Consider the following 19,695-nt stretch of genomic DNA (forward strand, 5'->3'; position numbering starts at 1 on the left):
CTTCGGACACCCTGATGTCGCTACGGATAACACCGGCCCTTTCTCAACCCGTATAAGCCACGAGCCAGTATGCTCTTCGCTCCTACAGGGGAACCCGCCCTCGCTTCGCTCGGGCACCCTGATGTCGCTTCAGAGCATACTGGCTCTCGTCGTTCGTTCTTAGAAGGAGACTCGGACCGCCTTCGCATCCGCCTCCACCGACGCCTTCAACGTAAACGGAATCTCCTTCTGCACCTGCGAACGCTCACCCGTATACAAATCCAACTGAGTAAACGACACCTTCGCCGTACCCGACATCGGCTTCAACGACCACACACCCGCCGAACTTACACTCACCTGCGGATCCGCAACCTTCACCACAGACCACTTCACCTCAGAATCCACACGACCCGTAAACGCATACTCAAAAGGGCACCCACCCGGATAAAGAGTGCTCTGCTGCGTACACTTCTTCAAATGATCCTGCACCTGCTCCTTCACCGACGACAACGCATTATCACTCGGCTTCAACTCCATACGCACCGCATGATTCGCATCCTGCGCAGTCACCACCTCATTCACCTTCTGCGCCGTATAAACCGTCGAATCATACGACACCGCATACACACCCGGATAAAACACCGGGAATGACGCCGCACCATCATCCACCGCAACCTTACGGTTATTAATCGTCGCAGCCTCCACACCCTGAATATTCACCTTCACCGACGGCAAAGACGCCTCATCAATAGCCCACTTATCAAAAAAGCCCCAATGCGTGCCCGAACGGTGCAAACGAAAATCCGTATGCTGCTGCGAACCCTCCAACGTATAGGACGCACGCACCGTCGCATGCTCCCCATCCTCGCTGGTCTCCACCACCTCATACGACACCTCACCCAACGAAGACACCGAACGCCTCAAAGCATCCCCATCCAATAAAGAGGCGTCACCCTCAGGAATCTGCGCACCCAACAGGCCACGCGCATACGAACCATTACCCGTACGCAACGCATGAAAATACTCCCGCACCTGACCCGTCGGACCATACACCAGCTTATTCGTCATAACCAGCGCCGCAGCAGCCACAGAAACCGCCACCACAACACCGACCATCCACATTGCCAGAACCCGCTCCACGGGAGAAAAATTACGCATAGAACCAGAGTAACGCAGGTAGTCCGCTAGGTTTCACGCACCGCACACACTAAAGTTGTGTATATGGCAGAACGCGCTCACGAAGTCCCCGCCAAATACGGCGAAGTCAACGAACTATTCCACCCCCGCATGCGCTCCTACGGCAGGCGCATCGAAGCGGCACTCCCCGGCACCATCGTGCTCCTCGCCGCGCTCGCCTTCATCCTCTACAAGCGACCCGCCCTGCCGTACACCATCCTCGTACTGCTCATCGGCACCATCGCAGGCGTAAACCTCTACTCAGTCCTCAAACCCACCATCATCGTCATCACCAAAACCCACGTGCTCCGCGCACGCACCTTCGGCTGGTTCGCCGTACCCCTCGAAAATATCGACCACACTATCTACGCCGAAAAGCTCTACCCCAAAAAAGCCTACGGCCAGAAACTCAAAACCGTCGCCGGCCGCCTACGCTACCGCAGCTTCCCCGCCATGTGGGCCGTCGACAAAGACGGCAAACAGCTCATGCGCATCGACGGCCGCGTCTGGGACGGCAAAACCATGCGAGAAGTCTCCTCCAAACTCTCCGCCCAAACCACCATCTACAAACAGATTAACGTGGTCAACATGGACAAAGAACACAAGGGACTCATCACCTTCAACGAGCTGCACCCCGGCTGGCGCTCCAGCCTTATGACCGCACTCGCCGTCATCATCGTGGCAATCCTCTTCGCCGCATCCTTCATGCCCGAAGAACTCGCACGCACCATCTACCTCATCCACTAGAACACCCGTTCTTCAACGGTGCTTCTTTTCGGATGCGCATCTTCAGGACGCGCAAAGGCCCGGCACCCACCCCACACGGGGTAGGCGCCGGGCCATTTGTATGCCTAACTCAAGACGCACTGCACGCTAGCTCAAAACGCACTGCGCCCAGTTTTAGATGCGAGCCTAGTTCGCCGGGCGCGACAGCACCGCCACCAAAAACTCCGAAGAACCCTCCACAAACGGGTGCATCTGCCATGAAGAGTAGGTGTTATCCACGTTCAGGCCAACCTCGCGGGCATCCGCCAAAAACTGCTCAAACGCATAATCACGGCCCGGACCCGAACCATAACCCACGACAGCGCGGCCACCCGGCGCCAACACGCGACGGAAATTCTCCACCACCGGCTTACGAGTCGAACGAGCCAAGAAACCCATCACATTACCCGCACACACCAGCAGCTCAAAACCATTCTCCGCCGTAGCCTCACCCTCAATGCCCAGCACCTCCGGCAAATCCACCAAATCGGCAGTAATCCACGTAGCATCCGGGCAGACGCGGCGCGCCTCCTCAATCAGCTCAGGATCAATATCCACACCCGTCACACGGTGACCCAACGCGTGTAGCTGCTTACCCACACGACCGGGACCCGAACCCGCATCAAGAATCTTCGCACCGCGAGAAGCCATAGCGTTCAACAGACGAGACTCACCCGCCATATCATTACCCTCAGCCTCCATCGCCTTAAAACGGTCAATGTACCACTGAGAATGATTCGGGTTGCTCTCCTTGCGGACCAGCCACAAGGACTTCTCACGCTCGCCCGGAGCGTTGAAACTCATCATTGCCATAAAAACTCCTTAGACAGGGTTGAGGATGCGCCAACCGCCACCAGGCAAGGTGACCGCGGCATATAAGCGGTGTGTGCGCTACGTTCTAGCATAGCCCCACCCGGCACCTGCGGGTAAGGGCAGTAAGAGCCGGATGGGGCTATCGGGACAGTACGAAAAGCAGAGAAGCTACAGGGGACGGTTAGAGGTGGTCGCCGCCAGTATTCGACGTATCCTCAGCAAGCGCCTTACGCATCTGCTCTTCACGCTCCTCCTCAGCCAAACGAGCAGCCTCAGCGAACTGCTCCTCAATATCAGTCAGCAGCGCCTCAACCTGCTCATTACCAGCCACCGGGCCGCCAGCAATCAGACCATCAGCACCCAAAACCACAGCCAATGGCACACCATTACCAAAATTCGCGCGCGAACCCGCCTCACGGTCAATCAACGGAGTCAAACCCTCCGGCAACGTACCCGCATTACGCGAGGTCTGCAACGACTCCAGGCTCGAATACACCGGATGCAACGCCACCTGCGGCAGACGCTCCTGCCACGAAGCCATCGTCTTCAAAAACTTCACACAACCAGCGCAGGTCGCCGACACAAACACCAGCACACGCGCCTGATTCTTAGCCAACGCACGCATATTCGTGTGACGGCCATTCTCCAGGTACAGCGCCGCATGCGGAATCGGCATGCGAACATACTGCTCCTCACCGTTCTCGTCATACACCGGCTCCGGCAAAATCACCTCAGCCTGCGGCTCCGGCTGCGCAAGAGCATCACCGCGGCGAACAGCCTCCAACGTCACAGCAATCAGCGCCGCACCAAAAACCCAAGTCCAGCCGCTATTACCCAGACCCAGCAGAGTCGACACAACGCCCGTGCCGCCCCTCAACGCGCTCGCATGCGCACCAGCCGCCGCCAACAGCAGCGCAATATTACGGACCAGCGTGTAACGGCTCACCGGCGCATTCGACTCAGAACCGAAACAATTACAACCCGCAGTACGACCCGTCGCCAGCGCGCGCGCAATCACCACCGTATAGAACAGCATCAGAATCAGCGCCAAACCTGAAGCAATCACCGCAGGCAAACGCACCGGCGACAGCAGCAGAACGGCGGCTAGGGCGATCTCGAACCACGGCAAAATCAGCGACACCGCACGGGTCGGCGCGATCTTCTCCAAACCAAGATTCTGAATACCGGTCACGGTACTCTGCGGGTCCTTCGCCTTAGCAATACCGCTAATCAACAAAGTCAACGCAACAAGTGCCGTACACAAAACAAGCGGCACAGTAGAGACGGTGAGCATAAAACTCCTAGAGTGAGTGTGCGAAAACAGGAGGCGGCAGCGGCAGTTTTTAGGCAGAACAAACCGCGCGACGAGCCGCCGTGTTATACACGATTTTACGCCCTGCACATGGGGAAACCATCTCTACAGTGCCGTGAGGCGCACCCCGTACTCGCCCGCCAGCTCCGCGTACGCCTGCACAAAGCGCTGCGCTCGCGCACCCGAGGCACAGAAAACGCCCACACGCTGATCACGCACCGACTCAAACAAGCTCAGCAGCTCCGCGGGCACGTCGGTTGCCGGCAACAGCGACCCCTCAGCGTCGCTCAGCTGCGATAGCGGCAGATGCAACGAACCCTCATGCTTCACCGACTCTTCACGCTCGGGCACCTCACGCACATCCAGCAGAACCTGCGGAACATCATGCGCCGACAAATCCACCGGCACCACACGCGCCGGATCCGGCACCGCCCCAAACGACGTACACGTACCCGACAAGGCATCATACGTCAGCAGAGTACCCGCCGCCGTCGGCAAACCACTCACAAACTTGAGCACCTCCGTCGCCATCAGCGAACCCACCACAGCTGTTGTCGCACCCAACACCCCGGCAAGCGCACACGACTCCACCGTCTGCGGAATCGTCGGAAAAATATCACGCAAATGCGCGCCATCCGGCTCAAAAAGACTCACCGACCCGCCAAAACGCAAAACCGTGCCCCACACCAGCGGCAGACCCGCAAGCTGCGCGGCATCCGCAATCAGATACTTCGACGCAAATGTATCCGTACAATCCACCACACAATCCGGTGCCGAGGCGGCGAAAAGATCCAAAATCCAGGACGCATCCACATGCCGAATCGTTGTCTCAACCGTCAACGACGGGCACAGCTCCAGGGCACGGCGCGCCGCAACCTCCGCCTTCGGCTCACCCACATCAGGCACACCAAAAAGCGGCTGACGCTGAATATTCGACAGCTCCACCGAATCAGAATCCACAATATGCAGATACCCCACACCAGCCGCCGCCAACGCCTGCACCACCGGACAACCCAAACCACCAGCACCAATTACCAACACGCGGGCAGCCGCCACCGCATCCTGATCAAAGCCCGGCAGGCGACGCTGACGGTCCGTGCGCTCGCGATCCAGGCGCGCATGCTCCGGATTCACCGGGGTAGGGGCAAGGTTTACATCCACGAGACAAAACCCTCCGACGGCGACGACGCCTTCGCGTGCTCACGCACCGGAATACGGCCGGCCTCACGCGCCAACGCGCCCGCCTGCACCGCAAACTTCATCGCCTGAGCCATCGCCACCGGATCCTCAGCACGATTCACCGCCGACGCCAACAACACCGCATCACAACCCAGCTCCATCGCCAGCGCCGCGTCGGAGGCGGTACCCACGCCGGCATCCAGAACCACCGGAACCTGCGCGCGAGAAGCAATCAGCTCAATATTGTGCGGGTTCAAAATGCCCAGACCGGTACCAATCGGCGCGCCCAACGGCATAACCGCCGCAACGCCCGCATCCTCCAGGCGAGCTGCAGCCACCGGATCGTCAGAGGTGTACGCGAGCACCGTGAAATCCTCAGCGACCAGCTGCTCGCAAGCGTTCAACAGCTCCACGGTGTCCGGCAGCAGGGTGTCTTCGTCGTGGATGATCTCGACCTTCACCCAGGAAGTGCCCAGTGCCTCGCGGGCGAGCATCGCGGTCATCACCGCATCGGCTGCGGTGCGGCACCCTGCGGTATTAGGTAGCGGCGCAATATTGAGCTTCTGCAGAAGCGGAAAAATGGGGGTGCCTGCGGCGTGACGGCGCATGGCAACGGTCGTCATTTCGGTGCCGGAGGCGATGAGCGCCTGCTCGAGCAGGTCCATGCTGGTTGCGCCTCCGGAACCCATGATAAGGCGGGAGTTGAAGGTGCGGTCGCCGATGGTGAGCGGTGTGAGGCTCATGGTGTTCTCCTCTGTGGGAACGTCTAGATAACGGGGTTTGCTGGTTGGTGCGGCTGGTTGGTGCGGGGCGCTACGGTGCGCCCGGTTTAGGGAACAAAAACCGAGAATATCTGTTCTTTTTTGCCGGTGGGTATTCTCCTGCGGGTATTTACCGGTGAGAATATTGCCGGTACAGGCTGGAAGATTAGCCGCCCTGAACGGCGGTGAGGGCATCCACCCTATCGCCCTCGCTCAGCGGCACATCCAGCCAGGTGGAACGCGGCACGATACTGCGGTTGAGCGCCACAGCCACGCCATTTTCGGTACCAAACTGGTCCATGACAAGGTCAAATACGGTGGGGGCGTTGGTGGTTAGCGGCTCACCGTTGTAGGTGATGATCATGCGAAATCCTTTCGTGAAGGTGCCGGGTGCACCCGGCGGGGACTGTGTTTAGTGGGTGAATCGTGCCGGGTCGCACGCCTGCATAATGGGCGGAATCTCAGCCCCGCAGGCGACCTCCGCGCCGACCTTGCCTGCGAGCGCGGCAAGCAGAATACCGTGACGGAAGTAGCCCGTGGACACAAGCTGGCGGGTGCCGTCAGTACGGGTGCGGTGCCCAAAGATGGGCAGGTCGTCCGGGGTGCCGGGGCGGGCGCCGACGTTCGCCTCCAGAAGCTCGCACTCTTCAACCGCGGGCACGAGCCGGATCGCGTCACGTAGCAGCTGGTGTACGCCGTCAATGGCGGGCAGCGTGCGGTGGTCTTCGCGGCTGGTTGCGCCGATGCATAGCTCCCCGTCAGGGCGGGGGATGAGGTAGACGGGGCGGGAGTTCACGTAGCCGCGCACCACATGTTTGAGGATGGGCCGCGGGGCGCGCAGACGCAGAATATCCCCGTAGACGGGGCGTAGCGGGTAATCCCCGTGCAGTGTTGCCCCTAGTCCAGTGCAGATAATGTCGCCCGCGTTCGGGTCGGTGACCCGTTCGGTGGTGAAGGTGACGCCGCGGTGGGCGAGGGCGTCTTTGAGGGCGCGCCTCATGAACCGCGGGTGCAGCTGGTGATCGCTGGGGATGCTCACGGCACCGGCAATGCGCGGCGCCAGGAGCGGTTCGAGGGTGCGCGCCTGCGTGGGGGTGACGGGGTCTGCGGGGCGGTTCATGTCCCGGTAGTAGGCGCGGGTGCGTTGCAGGTGCTCGGCGTCGGCGCGGTCGGCTGCGATGATGAGCGTGCCGGTGGTGTCGTAGCCGGTGGGCAGGTCGGTGGCGCGGCTGAGCCTGCCCATGAGGGAGGGGTAGGCGTCGGCGCTGGCGGTCATGAGCGGGAAGAGCGCATCCTGCTGGAATTGCACTTCTGCGATGGGCGCGAGCATGCCGCCGGCGTAGTGGCTGGCGGCGGGGTAGAGCGCGGTGCCGTCGGCGGCGGTGCCGTAGTCGCTGGTTTCGGCGTCGATGAGGTGCACGCTTTCGCCGCGTTCGGTGAGTTCAAACGCGGTGGTGAGGCCGATGATTCCGCCGCCAATGATGGTGATGGTCATGGTTATGCCTGCAGTGCGGGGTTGTCGACGAAGGCGCGGACCATGGCGATTCCGGCGACTCCGGTGGTGCGGATGGCGGGGCAGTCTTCGGGGGTGATGTCGCCGATAGCTACGGTGGGTACGGCGGACAGTTCGGCAAGTTCGCGGAGCCCGTCAATGCCGAGGGGCGGGCGGTTGGACTGCTTGGTGGGGCTGGGGCGGAACGGGCCGGTACCAATGTAGTCGATTAGGTGCGCGATCTTGTTGGACTCTTCGACGAGCTGCCGGGTGCCGGTGGTCAGGCCGATGATTGCGTCGGCGCCGAGGAGGGCGCGGGCGTCGGCTACGGGCAGGTCGTCTTGACCGATGTGCACGCCGTCAACGCGCACGCCGCGGGCACGCAACGCGAGGGCGACATCAACACGGTCGTCGACGAGGAGGGTCTGGTGCGGCTGGATGATGCCGGCGATAGCTTCGGTGAGCTGGTAGAGCTCGCGCGCACTGATGGGTTTGGACCTGACTTGGATGCAGGTGGCGTGTTTGGCTGCCTGGACGGTTTCGAGGGGGTTGTCGCCTGTGACGAGGTAGAGGTTCAGGTCGAGGGGGCGTGCTGGGGTGGTGTAGGGGTGTGTTTCGCGGGTCATGCGGGTCTACGATTCCTCGTCGAGTAGATGTTTTTTAGAAATTCTCTCATTGAATTTCTGTGGTTAGGTTAGCACAACTGTGTGGTGAGTTGAACATCCTTCAAGTGTTTTGAGGCGTCTTGCGGGGTGTGTTCCTCGCTCGGGTAGGGGACGACCGACACGCTACACACTTCCTTCGCTCCTACAGGGGCACCCGCCCTCGCAGAGCTCGGGCACCCTGATGTCGCTTCAGGAAGGTATAGCTGTGCTGCGCGCTCGCATGTGTATCGGCACCCCTTTGGGAAGGTACCCTGACCTCCCAAACTGAACCACCGCAATGCCTTGAACTCAACATTCATTCCCGGCGAGCTGTCTGCGGTACCTAACCCCAGTATTCCTTCCCCGCCTCCGCGCACACTCTTCCCAAACCGAGCGCCCGCGGTTCGTTCCCAGCCGCGCAGCCGCACCCACTACTCCACCTGCCCGGAGAAGGGGAGAGAGTTAGTAGGGGAGAGGCCGGTATGTTCCGTCGCGACATCAGGGTGTCCGAAGCGGAGCGAGGACGGGTTCCCTGCAGGAGCAAGGAACATACCGCCTCGACCCGTCTAACCCAAGCGGCATCCTAAACTCTTGGCCCAACCACCGCATCCAACCTAAAAAATAAAGCCCCGTGACGAAGTCCGGGGCTTGTGGAGCGGCTGACGGGAATCGAACCCGCGTATCAGGCTTGGGAAGCGTGCGCTCTACCATTGAGCTACAGCCGCATCTTTTTCAGTGTATCGCGCTTGCTTGTCGAGCGTGAAATATGTTGCGGCTGTTTGTGTGCGGGGTGGCGGGGTTGAAATGTGATGTAGGCCTGTGCGCTGGGGCTGGTGGATGCCTGCACGTGGGTGGTGTTTGCCAGGTATCCTTTAAGCGTGCTTATTTCAGATCGCGATATTCGTCAAGAGATTGCTGATGGGCGCATCGTTCTTGATCCGTTCGATGAGTCGATGATTCAGCCTGCAAGTGTGGACGTGAGGATTGATCGTTTCTTCCGTCTGTTCGATAACCATAAGTACCCGCATATTGATCCTGCTCAGCCGCAGGAGGATTTGACGCGCCTGGTTGAGGTGGCTCCTGATGAGCCGTTCATCCTGCATCCGGGTGAGTTTGTGTTGGGTTCTACGTATGAGAAGGTGACTCTGCCTGATGATGTGGCTGCCCGCCTGGAGGGTAAGTCGTCGTTGGGTCGTCTGGGTTTGTTGACTCACTCTACGGCTGGTTTTATTGATCCTGGTTTTTCGGGGCATGTGACGCTTGAGTTGTCGAATATGGCGACTTTGCCGATTATGTTGTGGCCGGGTTCTAAGGTTGGTCAGTTGTGTTTCTTCCGTTTGAGTAGCCCGACTGAGCATCCGTATGGTTCTGGCGCGTATGGTAACCGGTACCAGGGTCAGCGTGGCCCGACTGCTTCGCGTAGTTATTTGAATTTTCATCAGACGATGATTCCTGCGGATGGTTCTGTGGAGTCTTAGTCTTTCCCGCTTTGGGGTGCGGGCGTGCAGGCTGTGTGTTTGTGCGCCCGCGTTGGGCGGTTTTTCGCCTGTTGTGCTCGTGCGTTCACTCGCGTGCGGGTTTTTATCTCTCACTCTCTAAGGATTTTTGATGAATCTGAAGCCTGTTGTTCTGCGTGTTGCTGGCGCGGAAGTTTCTTTGTATCTGATTGATATGTCGGACTCTTTTGTGGAGCGTTTTAAGAAGGCGTGGGAGCCTCTTGCTCCGGAGTTTTTTGATACTCCTGATGAGGCGTATGCTTCGTTGTCTCGTTTTGATCAGGTGATGCTGGTTCATGCGCCGACTGATGAGTCGGTGATGGATTTGGCGAATCCGTTGATGGGTTCGTTTGATAAGGTTTCGACGCTGCGTGTGGCTGATGATGATTCGGGTATGCAGGATCTGACGAGCCGTATTACGTTGGCGATGATTGAGCAGCTGGTTGGTCGCGGTGTGATGCTGCATGCGGCTGTTATTGGTGACCCTGAGTCGAAGCGCGCTGTTGCGCTGGTGGGTGTTTCTGGTAGCGGTAAGACGACTGCGTCGCGTTTCTTGGGTTCGAAGTTTGCGTACCTGACTGATGAGACTGCGGTTATTTCGGATGAGGGTGTTGTGTCGCCGTATCCGAAGCCGCTGTCTGTGATTGTTGACCCGAATGCGCCGAAGGATCAGCAGAACCCGGTGGATCTGGGTTTGAACGTGGTTGATCGTGATGACCTCAGCTATGAGCTGTCGCGTATTGTGTTCATTTCTCGTGATGAGTCGGCTTCTGAGCCGTATTTTGAGCGTGTTCCGCTGCATGAGGCTCTGGTGTTCTTGAGTGAGCAGAGCTCGGGTCTGGCGCGTCACCCTGAGGGTGTTGTGTCGCTGGCTAAGCTGGTGGAGCGTTGCGGTGGCGTGTGGCGCCTGGTGTACTCGGAGATTGAGGATACTCTGCCGCTGGTTCAGGATCTGCTGAATGGTGATGAGCTGCCGAACGCTGATGAGGTTGAGAAGCTGGAGAAGTACACGGCTGAGGATCACCTGCCGGGTGTGTTCTTGAACGGTACGATTGCGGTTTCTCGTATGCCGGGTACTTCGGGTGTGCGTGTGGGTGAGGACGGCCCGTTCTTGCTGCTGTGTGACACTGAGCTGAATGAGCTGTCTGATTTTGCGGCTGAGTGCTGGCTGCAGGCTGAGGGCGACATTTCGTACGATGACTTGTTTGCGCGTTTGGCTGAGATTTTTGAGGGTCTGCCTGCGGAGGCGTATGACGAGAATCTGAGCGCTTTGGCGGCTGGTTCGATGCTGTGGGTTCGCGTGATTGATGATCCGCTGATTGATGATGCGACCTGGGCTCAGCTGACTAGCGATGAGGTTTTGGATGAGGAGGAGCAGCAGATTGCGCTGGATTCCTCTGAGGACGCTGCCTCTGACGATGAAGATGACGTGGTGGAGGACTAGCCACTGCGGTTCTCTGGTATAGCTCTCTGGCGCGGCTTACTGAGCTCCGCTTGATAAGCACTGCTTAAGCACAAAGGAGGGGCGGGTAGAAGATCATTCTTCTACCCGCCCCTCCCTTTGCGTTTACGGGTTTGCGCGGGGGTTCGCAAGGGCGGTTTGCAGGACGCTTAGCCCCGCATGCTTTACTGGGTTGCCTTACTGGGCAGCCTTGTCGCGGCGCTTCTGCTCGCGGCGAGCCGCACGCACACGCAACGGACCGGGTGCCTTCACCGGCAGCAGCAGAAGCAGACCCGCCACCACAACGATCAAAATACCGAGCACACCCCAAATCTGCGCGCCCATGATGCTCACGCACAGGCCGAACAGCATCGGCGCCAGGAAGCTGGTCGCACGGCCGGTGGTCGAGTACAGGCCGAACAGCTCACCCTCAGTACCGGGATCAGCCAGGCGAGCCAAGAAGGTGCGGGACGCCGACTGTGCCGGGCCCACGAACAGGCACAGCAGCAGGGCGCATACCCAGAACACGCCCCGTTCGGGGAAGAACAGCAACGGGGTAGCCGCCAAAATAATGCCGACCAGCGAGATAACAATAATCGCCTTCGGGCCCAGGTAGTCATCCAGGTAGCCGCCCAGAATCGCACCAACCGCAGCGACGGCGCTACCGGCAATACCGAACAGAATCACCTCGGAGGTGCTGAAACCGAACGTGCCCGCCGCAAGAATACCGCCGAACGTAAAAATACCGGACAGACCATCACGGAACACCGCCGAAGCAATCAGGAACCACAGCGTCTGCGGGGACGTCATCTTCAGCCGCTTAATGGTGCGCCACAGCGCCTTGTAGGAGGCGAGCAGACCGCCCTGACGAGCCGGGGAGAGACGCTCCATACCGAGCTCCAGGAAACGCAGCTCGCGGGTGGGCAGCACCTCCGGCAGGAAGCGCTCGCGGGTGCGCATACGCACCAGCAGCGGCACGCAGAAGATGAGGCACCAGGCGGCGGCGAACAGCGCGACCGCACGGATATTCAGGGCGTTATCGGTGGTCAGGCCGAGCACCTCGGGGGTAAGCACAAAACCCCACAGCACCACAGCCAGCGCCAGGATGCCGCCAATGTAGCCGGCAGCCCATCCAGCGCCCGAAATCTTACCGATATTGTCCGGGTTAGAGATGCGCGGCAGCACGGCGTTATAGTTCACGTACGCGAACTCGCTGAACACGCTCGCTGCAGAAATCAGGGTCACACCAAGCCACAGGTACTGCGGGGTGGGAGCCACGAAGAAGCACGCCGCCATCGAAGCGACCAGCAGTAGCGTGTTCACGCCGAGCCAGAAGATGCCGCGGCCAGACTTGTCGTTACGCTGACCGGTCACCGGCGCCAGAATCGCAATGAGGAACCCTGCAATGGTCAGACCCAGAGACAGCGCCGAGGAGGTCTCTTCGGGAGTGCCGAAATAGCTACTGGTCAGGTACACGGTGAAGATGAAGGTCATCATAATCGAGTCGAAGCTCGACGAACCAACATCCCACATGACCCAGGACGCGACCGAACGGCGGCTGTTCGCGTGGTCAACGACCCTACGCGGAGCCTTCGTCTTAGGGCGGGGAGAAGAAATAGTCATAGTTGTGCTTTCGGATGCCGAGGTGGCGCTTCAGCGTAGCGGCGGCATGAAACCGGCTGAAGTGGGGCGGGCGTGCTGAAGAGGGAACACCAGGCGGTACGTACCGAGTGGAGATACGTACCGCCTAGTTCATGAACTTTCGCGCGGAGAGCGCAAAGTCTTAGTTGAAGAAACGACGCTGCAGGCGAGCAATACCGAAGCTCACTACAGCACCGACGACGGAGGTCAGAACGGTCCAGAGGATGACCTGACGCAGGGTGTCTTCAGAGTCGTGGGAAATGGCGGGAGGCTGGTTGCCGGTAGCCTTGGTCCAGGCTGCGCCCAGACCCTTACCAACCAGGGCAGCAGCGCCCATGTTGATACCCGCAATGGCAAGCTTAGCGACGGGGTTCATGTGTATCTCCTTAGCTGTATACGATGCGGCGTCCTGCCCGTGAACCCCTTCGGGGTTGGGTGAGAAAAGAGCGCCACTCCCTAGCGTATAGGGTTTAAGGCGTTCGTGCCGCCTTGGAGCCTCTCCGTCCCAAAATTGTACACCGTGCAATTCTGTAATGTGGGCAGAAGAACGAAACAAAAAGCGGCAAATTGGCGCGAACAGCCAGACACGCCTACAATCGAACCTGGACTTCCGCCCGCACCAAAACGGTACGGACAAGGAAGCCCACAACGACAGGGGAGCGCCACCGAGGCGCTGAGAGTGCTAAGCAGACCCTCGAACCTGATCCGGTTAGTACCGGCGTAGGGAGTCGAATTTCTTCTCAATGCCCTCGTCCATTCAGAGGGCGAGGACATTCCCCTTCCAACGAAGGAAGGACCACCAATGTCGCAGAACGTAACCCCCGCCTCCAAGGCATCTAGCCAGGCAGAATCGAAGAAGCCGAACCTGCGCTGGCGAGTCAACGAAATCGTTATCGCCGCAGTTATCGCAGTAGCCTGCGCCGTCATCTTCTGGATCTGGGACATCGCAGTCGGCCCCGCCGCCAAAACTGCACTCGTAGCAGCACCCGAATTCCGCCCCATCGTCGCCGGCGCATGGCTGCTCGGCGGCACCCTCAGCGGCCTGCTCATCCGCAAGCCCGGTGCGGCACTCTTCGGTGAAATCGTCGCAGCATTCATCTCCGTGCTCTTCACCGGCGGCGCGTGGAGTGGTGAAATCCTGATTGCCGGCTTCTTCCAGGGCGTTGGCGCTGAAATCGCCTTCGCAATCTTCCGCTACCGTCGCTGGGACGCATTCGTAGCGGTCTTCGCCGGTGCGCTCAGCGGCCTGTTCATGGGTGTTAACGAAATCTTCATCTACTACCCTGACATGGAACCGGTCAAGGCAATCATCTACGTAGCGTGCGCCGTCATCTCCGGCGCAGTGATCGCAGGCTTCCTCGCGTGGATTCTCGTGCAGAACCTCGCCAAGACCGGTGTGCTCTCCTCGCTGGCATCCGGCAAGACCCGCCGCTAACCGTCAGCAACTAGCCACCCCTAGTCACTCACCACGAGTCACCACTCGGCACACTACAGCAGCCACACAAAGGCTAAGGAACCATCATGGAAGCAACACCGCGCGGGGCGCGCATCGAGCTCAACAACTTCAGCTGGCACCACCCCGGACGCCCAGAACCCGTCATCAGCGGACTCAACCTCACCATCAACCCCGGTGAAAAAGTCCTGCTACTGGGCACCTCCGGCGCAGGCAAATCGACGCTCCTGCACGCCATCGCCGGTGTGCTCCATGATGACGACGGCGAATCCGCCGGCGGCACCATCACCATCAACGGGCAAGCACCCGCCGAAGCGCGCGGCACCGCAGGCATGATGCAGCAGGACCCCGAATCCTCCATCGTCATGGCAACCGTCGGCAACGACGTCGCCTTCGGCCCCGAAAACCTGCGCGTACCCCGCGAAGAAATCTGGGACCGCGTCACCGAAGCCCTCACCGCAGTAGGGCTCAACCACCTGCCCCTCGACCACCCCAGCAGCGCACTGTCCGGCGGACAGAAGCAGCGCCTCGGCCTGGCGGGCATCCTCTCGATGCACCCCGGCGCCATGATCCTTGACGAACCCACCGCCAACCTCGACCCCTCCGGCGTGCAGGAAGTACGCGACAGCATCCTTGCCGCCGCGCAAGCCACCGGAGCGACCCTGCTCGTCGTAGAACACCGCGTGAGCATCTGGGCGCCGCACATGGACCGCATTATCGTGCTCGGCGAAGGCGGCACCATCACCCACGACGGCGTACCCGACACCGTACTCACCGAAGCCCGCCAAGACCTCATCGACGCGGGCGTGTGGGTACCCAACTACGTGCCGCGTGCACCGCAGAGCGACAGCGATAACCAGGGCGGCGAGCACGGCGAGGCGCTACTTCGCGCCGAAAACCTCAGCATCACCCGCGCACAACCCACCCCCAAACAACGACGCGCACGCCGACGCACCATCAAACGCCTCGGCGACACCCCCGCACCCGTACCCACCGACCTGCCCGTACTGCGCAGCGGCATCAACCTCACCCTGCACGCCGGCGAACACCTCAGCGTGCTCGGCCCCAACGGCGCCGGCAAATCAACCCTAGCCCTCACCCTCGCAGGGCTCCTCACCGCCACCGACGGCACCCTCACCGCCACCGACGCGCTGCGTAATTACGACGGCGAGCGCGGCAGCAACCACGGCGGCGAGCGCGCCCACTGGGACATTCCCACCTGGACCCCCGCCCAAATGCTCAGCCGCATCGGCTACGTCTTCCAAGAACCCGAATACCAGTTCATCCGCGGAACCGTACGCGAAGAACTCGAACTCGGCCCCCGCCGACTCGCCGCACTCACCCGCAGCCCCCTCAACGAAGACGACCTCACCGCCCGCACCAACGAACTCGCAACCCGCCTACGCCTCACCCACCTACTCGACGCCAACCCCTTCACCCTCTCCGGCGGCGAAAAACGCAGGCTCTCCGTCGCCTCCGCACTCGCCACCGCACCCAAAATCCTCATCCTCGACGAACCCACCTTCGGCCAAGACGCACGAACCTGGGCAGAACTCGTCGACCTCATCCGCGAACTCCTCGCAGGCGGCACCGCCATCATCTCCATCACCCACGACGAAGACTACACCGCCGCACTCGGCGGCAACCACATCACCCTCGAAGCCACCGCAACCCCCGGAAAGGAGAACGCATGAACACCGACTTCTTCGGCACCATCGACCGAACCAGCTACTTCAGCAACCTCAACGCCGGCGTAAAACTCATCGTCTCCTTCACCCTCATCATCGCCGCACTCATCGTGCGCGACCCCCTCACCTCCGGAATCCTCTTCGCCCTCGAACTGCTCGGATTCATCCTCGTCGGATTCCGACCCGTCAACGTCCTCGCCCGCTTCTGGCCCATCCTCATCGCCGTCATCACCACCGGCTGGTCCGTCGCCATGCTCAGCGCCAAAAGCGGCACCACCATCCTCGACCTCGGCTTCAACACCATCACCACCGACTCCGCCGCCGTCGGCGCAGCCATGATGATCCGCTCCCTCGCCATGGTCCTGCCCACCCTCGCATTCGTACTCACCACCGACCCCACCGACCTCGGCGACTCCCTCGCACAAACCTTCAAACTGCCCTCCCGGTTCGTGCTCGCCACCGTTGCCGCCCTGCGCCTCGTCGGCATCCTCTTCGCCGAATGGAACGCCCTCGGCCAGGCACGACGCGCCCGCGGACTCGGTGCAGGCCAATCCCTCGCCGGACGCGCCCAAACCTTCGGCGGGCAAAGCTTCGCCCTGCTCGTGCAGGCTATCCGCCGCGGCTCCCGCCTCGCCATCACCATGGAGGCGCGCGGCTTCGGCGCAGGCGAACGCACCTGGGCTCGCGTACCGTCCTATTCGCCGCGTGACGTGCACGTGAGCATTGCCGCCGCCGTCATTATCGCTGTTGCGTACGGTGCATCTATTGCGGCGGGTACGATCCAGTTCCTCTGGGGCTAGTCCGTTTCGTTTCTGGTTCCGCTTGGGAGACGGTATTCGTCCTCGTTCCTACAGCGCTTCTCCAGATATGCGAAAAGGGACGGCATCATCCTCGCTCCTACAGGGGCACCCGTCCTCGCTTCGCTTCGGACACCCTGATGTCGCTACGGATAATACCGTCCCTTTTTGTACGTGTTTAGCTCTGCTTGGGAGACGACACCCGCCCTTGCTTCGCTTCGGGCACCCTGAGGGCGCTTCCGGAAAACGCGGCTCCACCCGCTACTGCCGAACAGGAAGGTACAGGCACCTCCGGAAAACGCGGCACCCTCTGAGCCCTTTCAGGAACCAGTAGCGAACGTACAATAAAACTATGTCTAGTACCGTAATTCTTCTGAACGAGCAGAACCCGCAGGGCATCTTCGTTGACCCGTCCGTGCCCCTCATCAGCGTTGATGACCAGGGCTTCACCCGCGGCGACGGTGTCTTCGAGACCATGCTGTCCGTCAACCGTCGCGTGCGTAAGCTCGGCATGCACCTGTCCCGCCTCGAATCATCGGCGCGCATGTTGGATCTACCCGACCCGGAACCCGAGATTCTGCGTTCGGCGGTGGAGCGCCTCATGCGTGAGGCGGCCCCCGGTGCCGAAACGGCGCTGGGTGAAGAGCACATCGTGAAGATCATTATTTCGCGCGGCCCCACCCAGGCGGTGACTTCCATGCAGCCGGGCCCGTACACGCTGATTATGGCGTCGCCGGTGCCCGCATCCATCGTGAAGCGCCGCACCGAGGGCGTGAAGGCGATGCTGCTGCCGCGCGGCCACGAGCCGATGGACAACAGCGCCTACCCGTGGCTGCTGGCGGGCGCGAAGACCCTCTCCTACGCGGTGAACATGGCGGTCCTGCGATACGTGCAGGAGCGCGGCGCGGATGACGCTATCTTCATCACCGACGAGCGTCGCGTGCTGGAGGGCGCCACCTCCTCGGTGCTGGTCGCCAAGATTGAGGACGGCAAGAAGGTGCTGTACACGCCTGAGCCGAGCCACGGCATCCTGCCCGGTACCACGCAGGGTGCGGTGTTCGAGGCGGCACGCCAGGCCGGCTGGGAGCTGGGCTTCGGACCGCTCTACCCGCAGGATTTGTTCGAGTCGGACGGCGTGTGGTTGGCGTCGTCGGTGCGTCTGATTGCGCCGGTGACTCACCTGAACGGCACGGCACTGGCGCATGACCCGGAGCTGACCGCGACCCTGTTGAACTACCTGGCGCAACAGAGCTAAACGCGTAAAAAGGGACGGTATTATCCGAGCGAGGATAATACCGTCCCTTTGTGCTGTCTGCAGACCAAGTGCGGAGGTGTCGTACCTTCCTGAAGCGACATCAGGGTGCCCGAGCTCTGCGAGGGCGGGTTCCCTGTAGGAGCGAAGGAAGAGTGCGGGCGCCTCCCTAACTGCTACAGCAAATACAGCAAAGCCCCAGACGCGCAACCCTTAGCGGGTCGCCCATCCGGGGCTTTAGCTACACAAAAAACAACAGGTTAGTGGCCCGCCGGAGCACCCTGACCTTCACCAGCGCCGTGGCTCTTACCGTCAGCCGAGTAGTCCGAATCCTTACGCGGCGTAGTCCACAGCACCAGCGCCGTCAGGACCGCGAAACCCAGAATGGAGAAGCCCATCGGCAGGTACTCATGCTCACCAGCAAACGACACCAGCGGCGCCGCCAACGCACCCAGCAGAGCCTGAATCGTACCCATCACCGCCGACGCACTACCTGCCATGTGGCGCGCCTCGTTCAACGCCAACGCCGAAGCATTACCAAAAATCAGGCCGCACGAACTGGTCAGCAGGAACAGCAGAACCAGCGTCGGCACCAGCGAGATACCGATAAGGAAGCTAACCACCAGCAGCGAAGACACCACCAGCAGACTCACCACGCCAACATTCACAATGCGGCGCTGCGCCACACGGCCCACCAGCTTCGTCGCAATCGCACTGAACAGCACAATGCCAATCGAGTTCACACCGAACACGATAGTGAACTCAGTCTCGGACAAGCCCAGAATCTTCTGCAACACAAACGTCGAACCGGAAATATACGAGAACAGCGCACCAAACGCGAAGCACATCGTCAGCATGAAACCCAGGTAGCGGCGAATCTTGAAGACCTTCGGCAGCTCCGAGTACACGCTCAGGGCGGTGCCCTGGTAGCGTTCCTCCACCGGCAGGGTCTCCTTAATCACGAAGATCACGCCGAGCATCATAATCGCGGTAATCACGCCGAGCACATGGAAAATATCGCGCCAGCTACCCCACGACAGCACCCAGCCACCAAACAGCGGCGCAAGCACCGGCGCGAAGCCGTTAATCATCATCATGACGCCCATGAGCTTAGCGGTCGCCAGCCCCTCAGTCGTATCAGCCACGATAGAACGCGCCAACACGGCACCAATCGAACCGGTGAAGCCCATCATGAAACGCGCAAAAATCAGCAGCTCAATATTCGGCGCGAAACCACACGCCACCGTCGCGATGAAGCAGATGACCGCACCGATCAGCAGCGGCTTGCGGCGGCCCGTCTTATCAGAGAGGGGACCCACAATCAGCTGGCCGAGCGCCATACCCACCATGAACGCACTCAGAGTCAGCGATGCGTTCGTGCTGGTGGTGTTCAGATTCTCAGCGACTGCGGGCAACGCCGCCAGGTACATGTCCGTGGCGAGCGGTGCGATAGCGGTCAGCAGCGCCAGAACTACGATAAAAATGGGCGATAGCCCGAATGAGGTCTTAGTCGACTTCGAAGACATATGTCTTAGTTTTTCTTTCTGTGTGATGCGCGTGCAACGGCGCCTGCGGCTCTACAAGACGTGGATGCGGCGGTACCGCTCCGGGGGTGAGTTTGCGCAGGCTGGAAGCACAACTTGTTCACGGTAGCAGAATTGGGCGCGGCTTCGTAAGTTAAATGTTTGATATTTTTTGAGCTGGGTTGGGAGGGCTCCGCTTGGTTGGTTTGGAAAGCGGCGCTCGCCCGCGCAGGTACAGCAAAGGGACGGTGTTATCCTCGCTCCTACAGGGGCACCCGTCCTC

The 19,695-nt window shown here is 60.5% G+C and carries 18 protein-coding genes, 1 tRNA gene and 1 riboswitch; of the genes, 7 read left to right on the forward strand and 12 right to left on the reverse strand.

What is annotated here, in order from left to right; genetic code table 11:
* Nucleotides 1-159: 159 nt before the first annotated feature.
* The gene (locus HMPREF3055_RS03490; RefSeq protein ID WP_049352213.1) at nt 160-1,137 is read right to left on the reverse strand and encodes a hypothetical protein; all 978 of its coding nucleotides are present in this window, start codon (nt 1,135-1,137) and stop codon (nt 160-162) included.
* 63 nt (nt 1,138-1,200) lie between these two features.
* Between HMPREF3055_RS03490 and HMPREF3055_RS03495 the strand changes: the two genes are divergently transcribed.
* Nucleotides 1,201-1,902 carry a hypothetical protein gene (locus tag HMPREF3055_RS03495; RefSeq protein WP_070593947.1) on the forward strand — a complete coding sequence of 234 codons (702 nt, stop codon included), beginning with the start codon at nt 1,201-1,203 and terminating at the stop codon, nt 1,900-1,902.
* A gap of 165 nt (nt 1,903-2,067) precedes the next feature.
* On the opposite strand, the gene HMPREF3055_RS03500 is transcribed toward HMPREF3055_RS03495, so the two are convergent.
* The 8 genes from HMPREF3055_RS03500 to HMPREF3055_RS03535 form a co-directional block, all read right to left on the reverse strand.
* On the reverse strand, nt 2,068-2,733 hold the full coding sequence (locus HMPREF3055_RS03500) for a class I SAM-dependent methyltransferase (protein ID WP_070593949.1): 666 nt from the start codon (nt 2,731-2,733) through the stop codon (nt 2,068-2,070).
* Nucleotides 2,734-2,914: 181 nt separating this feature from the next.
* Entirely contained in the window at nt 2,915-4,027 is a 1,113-nt protein-coding gene (locus HMPREF3055_RS03505; RefSeq protein WP_070593951.1) for a MauE/DoxX family redox-associated membrane protein, read from the reverse strand.
* 123 nt (nt 4,028-4,150) lie between these two features.
* Nucleotides 4,151-5,206: a HesA/MoeB/ThiF family protein gene (locus HMPREF3055_RS03510; protein ID WP_070593953.1), complete on the reverse strand. Its 1,056-nt coding sequence runs from the start codon at nt 5,204-5,206 to the stop codon at nt 4,151-4,153.
* Nucleotides 5,197-5,967 (reverse strand): thiazole synthase, encoded by a 771-nt coding sequence (locus HMPREF3055_RS03515; protein ID WP_049347554.1) that lies wholly within the window; start codon nt 5,965-5,967, stop codon nt 5,197-5,199. The genes HMPREF3055_RS03510 and HMPREF3055_RS03515 overlap by 10 nt, the downstream gene beginning before the upstream one ends.
* A 184-nt stretch (nt 5,968-6,151) precedes the next feature.
* Nucleotides 6,152-6,349, reverse strand: coding sequence for a sulfur carrier protein ThiS (gene thiS / locus HMPREF3055_RS03520; RefSeq protein ID WP_049340547.1), 198 nt, complete (start codon nt 6,347-6,349; stop codon nt 6,152-6,154).
* Between the two features lie 48 nt (nt 6,350-6,397).
* Complete coding sequence (gene thiO / locus HMPREF3055_RS03525) at nt 6,398-7,480, reverse strand: glycine oxidase ThiO (protein WP_070737976.1); 1,083 nt, start codon at nt 7,478-7,480, stop codon at nt 6,398-6,400.
* Between the two features lie 2 nt (nt 7,481-7,482).
* Nucleotides 7,483-8,103, reverse strand: a complete 621-nt coding sequence (locus HMPREF3055_RS03530) for a thiamine phosphate synthase (protein WP_070737979.1) — start codon at nt 8,101-8,103, stop codon at nt 7,483-7,485.
* A gap of 669 nt (nt 8,104-8,772) precedes the next feature.
* Nucleotides 8,773-8,846: transfer RNA gene (locus tag HMPREF3055_RS03535), tRNA-Gly, on the reverse strand.
* 153 nt (nt 8,847-8,999) lie between these two features.
* Here HMPREF3055_RS03535 and dcd point away from each other — a divergent pair.
* Both dcd and HMPREF3055_RS03545 read left to right on the forward strand, forming a co-directional pair.
* The gene (gene dcd / locus HMPREF3055_RS03540; RefSeq protein WP_005509013.1) at nt 9,000-9,599 is read left to right on the forward strand and encodes a dCTP deaminase; all 600 of its coding nucleotides are present in this window, start codon (nt 9,000-9,002) and stop codon (nt 9,597-9,599) included.
* Nucleotides 9,600-9,729: 130 nt separating this feature from the next.
* A complete protein-coding gene (locus HMPREF3055_RS03545; protein WP_070737982.1) occupies nt 9,730-11,061 on the forward strand; it encodes a septin family protein in 1,332 nt (443 codons plus the stop codon).
* A 195-nt stretch (nt 11,062-11,256) separates the two neighbouring features.
* Here the strand turns inward: HMPREF3055_RS03545 and HMPREF3055_RS03550 are convergent, their stop codons facing one another.
* Both HMPREF3055_RS03550 and HMPREF3055_RS03555 read right to left on the reverse strand, forming a co-directional pair.
* Complete coding sequence (locus HMPREF3055_RS03550) at nt 11,257-12,681, reverse strand: MFS transporter (protein ID WP_070737984.1); 1,425 nt, start codon at nt 12,679-12,681, stop codon at nt 11,257-11,259.
* A 160-nt stretch (nt 12,682-12,841) separates the two neighbouring features.
* Complete coding sequence (locus HMPREF3055_RS03555; protein ID WP_049340557.1) at nt 12,842-13,075, reverse strand: DUF4235 domain-containing protein; 234 nt, start codon at nt 13,073-13,075, stop codon at nt 12,842-12,844.
* 267 nt (nt 13,076-13,342) lie between these two features.
* A riboswitch (TPP riboswitch) is annotated at nt 13,343-13,443 on the forward strand.
* 58 nt (nt 13,444-13,501) lie between these two features.
* Between HMPREF3055_RS03555 and HMPREF3055_RS03560 the strand changes: the two genes are divergently transcribed.
* The 4 genes from HMPREF3055_RS03560 (at nt 13,502) to HMPREF3055_RS03575 (ending at nt 17,892) form a co-directional block, all read left to right on the forward strand.
* Complete coding sequence (locus HMPREF3055_RS03560) at nt 13,502-14,134, forward strand: ECF transporter S component (RefSeq protein ID WP_049340559.1); 633 nt, start codon at nt 13,502-13,504, stop codon at nt 14,132-14,134.
* A gap of 86 nt (nt 14,135-14,220) precedes the next feature.
* Nucleotides 14,221-15,846 carry an ABC transporter ATP-binding protein gene (locus HMPREF3055_RS03565; protein ID WP_070737987.1) on the forward strand — a complete coding sequence of 542 codons (1,626 nt, stop codon included), beginning with the start codon at nt 14,221-14,223 and terminating at the stop codon, nt 15,844-15,846.
* Entirely contained in the window at nt 15,843-16,640 is a 798-nt protein-coding gene (locus HMPREF3055_RS03570) for an energy-coupling factor transporter transmembrane component T family protein (RefSeq protein ID WP_049362007.1), read from the forward strand. Before HMPREF3055_RS03565 ends, HMPREF3055_RS03570 begins: the two co-directional genes overlap by 4 nt.
* A 349-nt stretch (nt 16,641-16,989) precedes the next feature.
* On the forward strand, nt 16,990-17,892 hold the full coding sequence (locus tag HMPREF3055_RS03575) for an aminotransferase class IV (protein WP_049350526.1): 903 nt from the start codon (nt 16,990-16,992) through the stop codon (nt 17,890-17,892).
* A gap of 257 nt (nt 17,893-18,149) precedes the next feature.
* Here HMPREF3055_RS03575 and HMPREF3055_RS03580 read toward each other — a convergent pair whose 3' ends face one another.
* A complete protein-coding gene (locus tag HMPREF3055_RS03580) occupies nt 18,150-19,415 on the reverse strand; it encodes a multidrug effflux MFS transporter (RefSeq protein ID WP_070737990.1) in 1,266 nt (421 codons plus the stop codon).
* Between the last annotated feature and the right edge of the window lie 280 nt (nt 19,416-19,695).

Origin of the sequence: Rothia sp. HMSC061C12 (genome assembly GCF_001815755.1) — a bacterium.
Lineage (GTDB): Bacteria > Actinomycetota > Actinomycetes > Actinomycetales > Micrococcaceae > Rothia > Rothia mucilaginosa.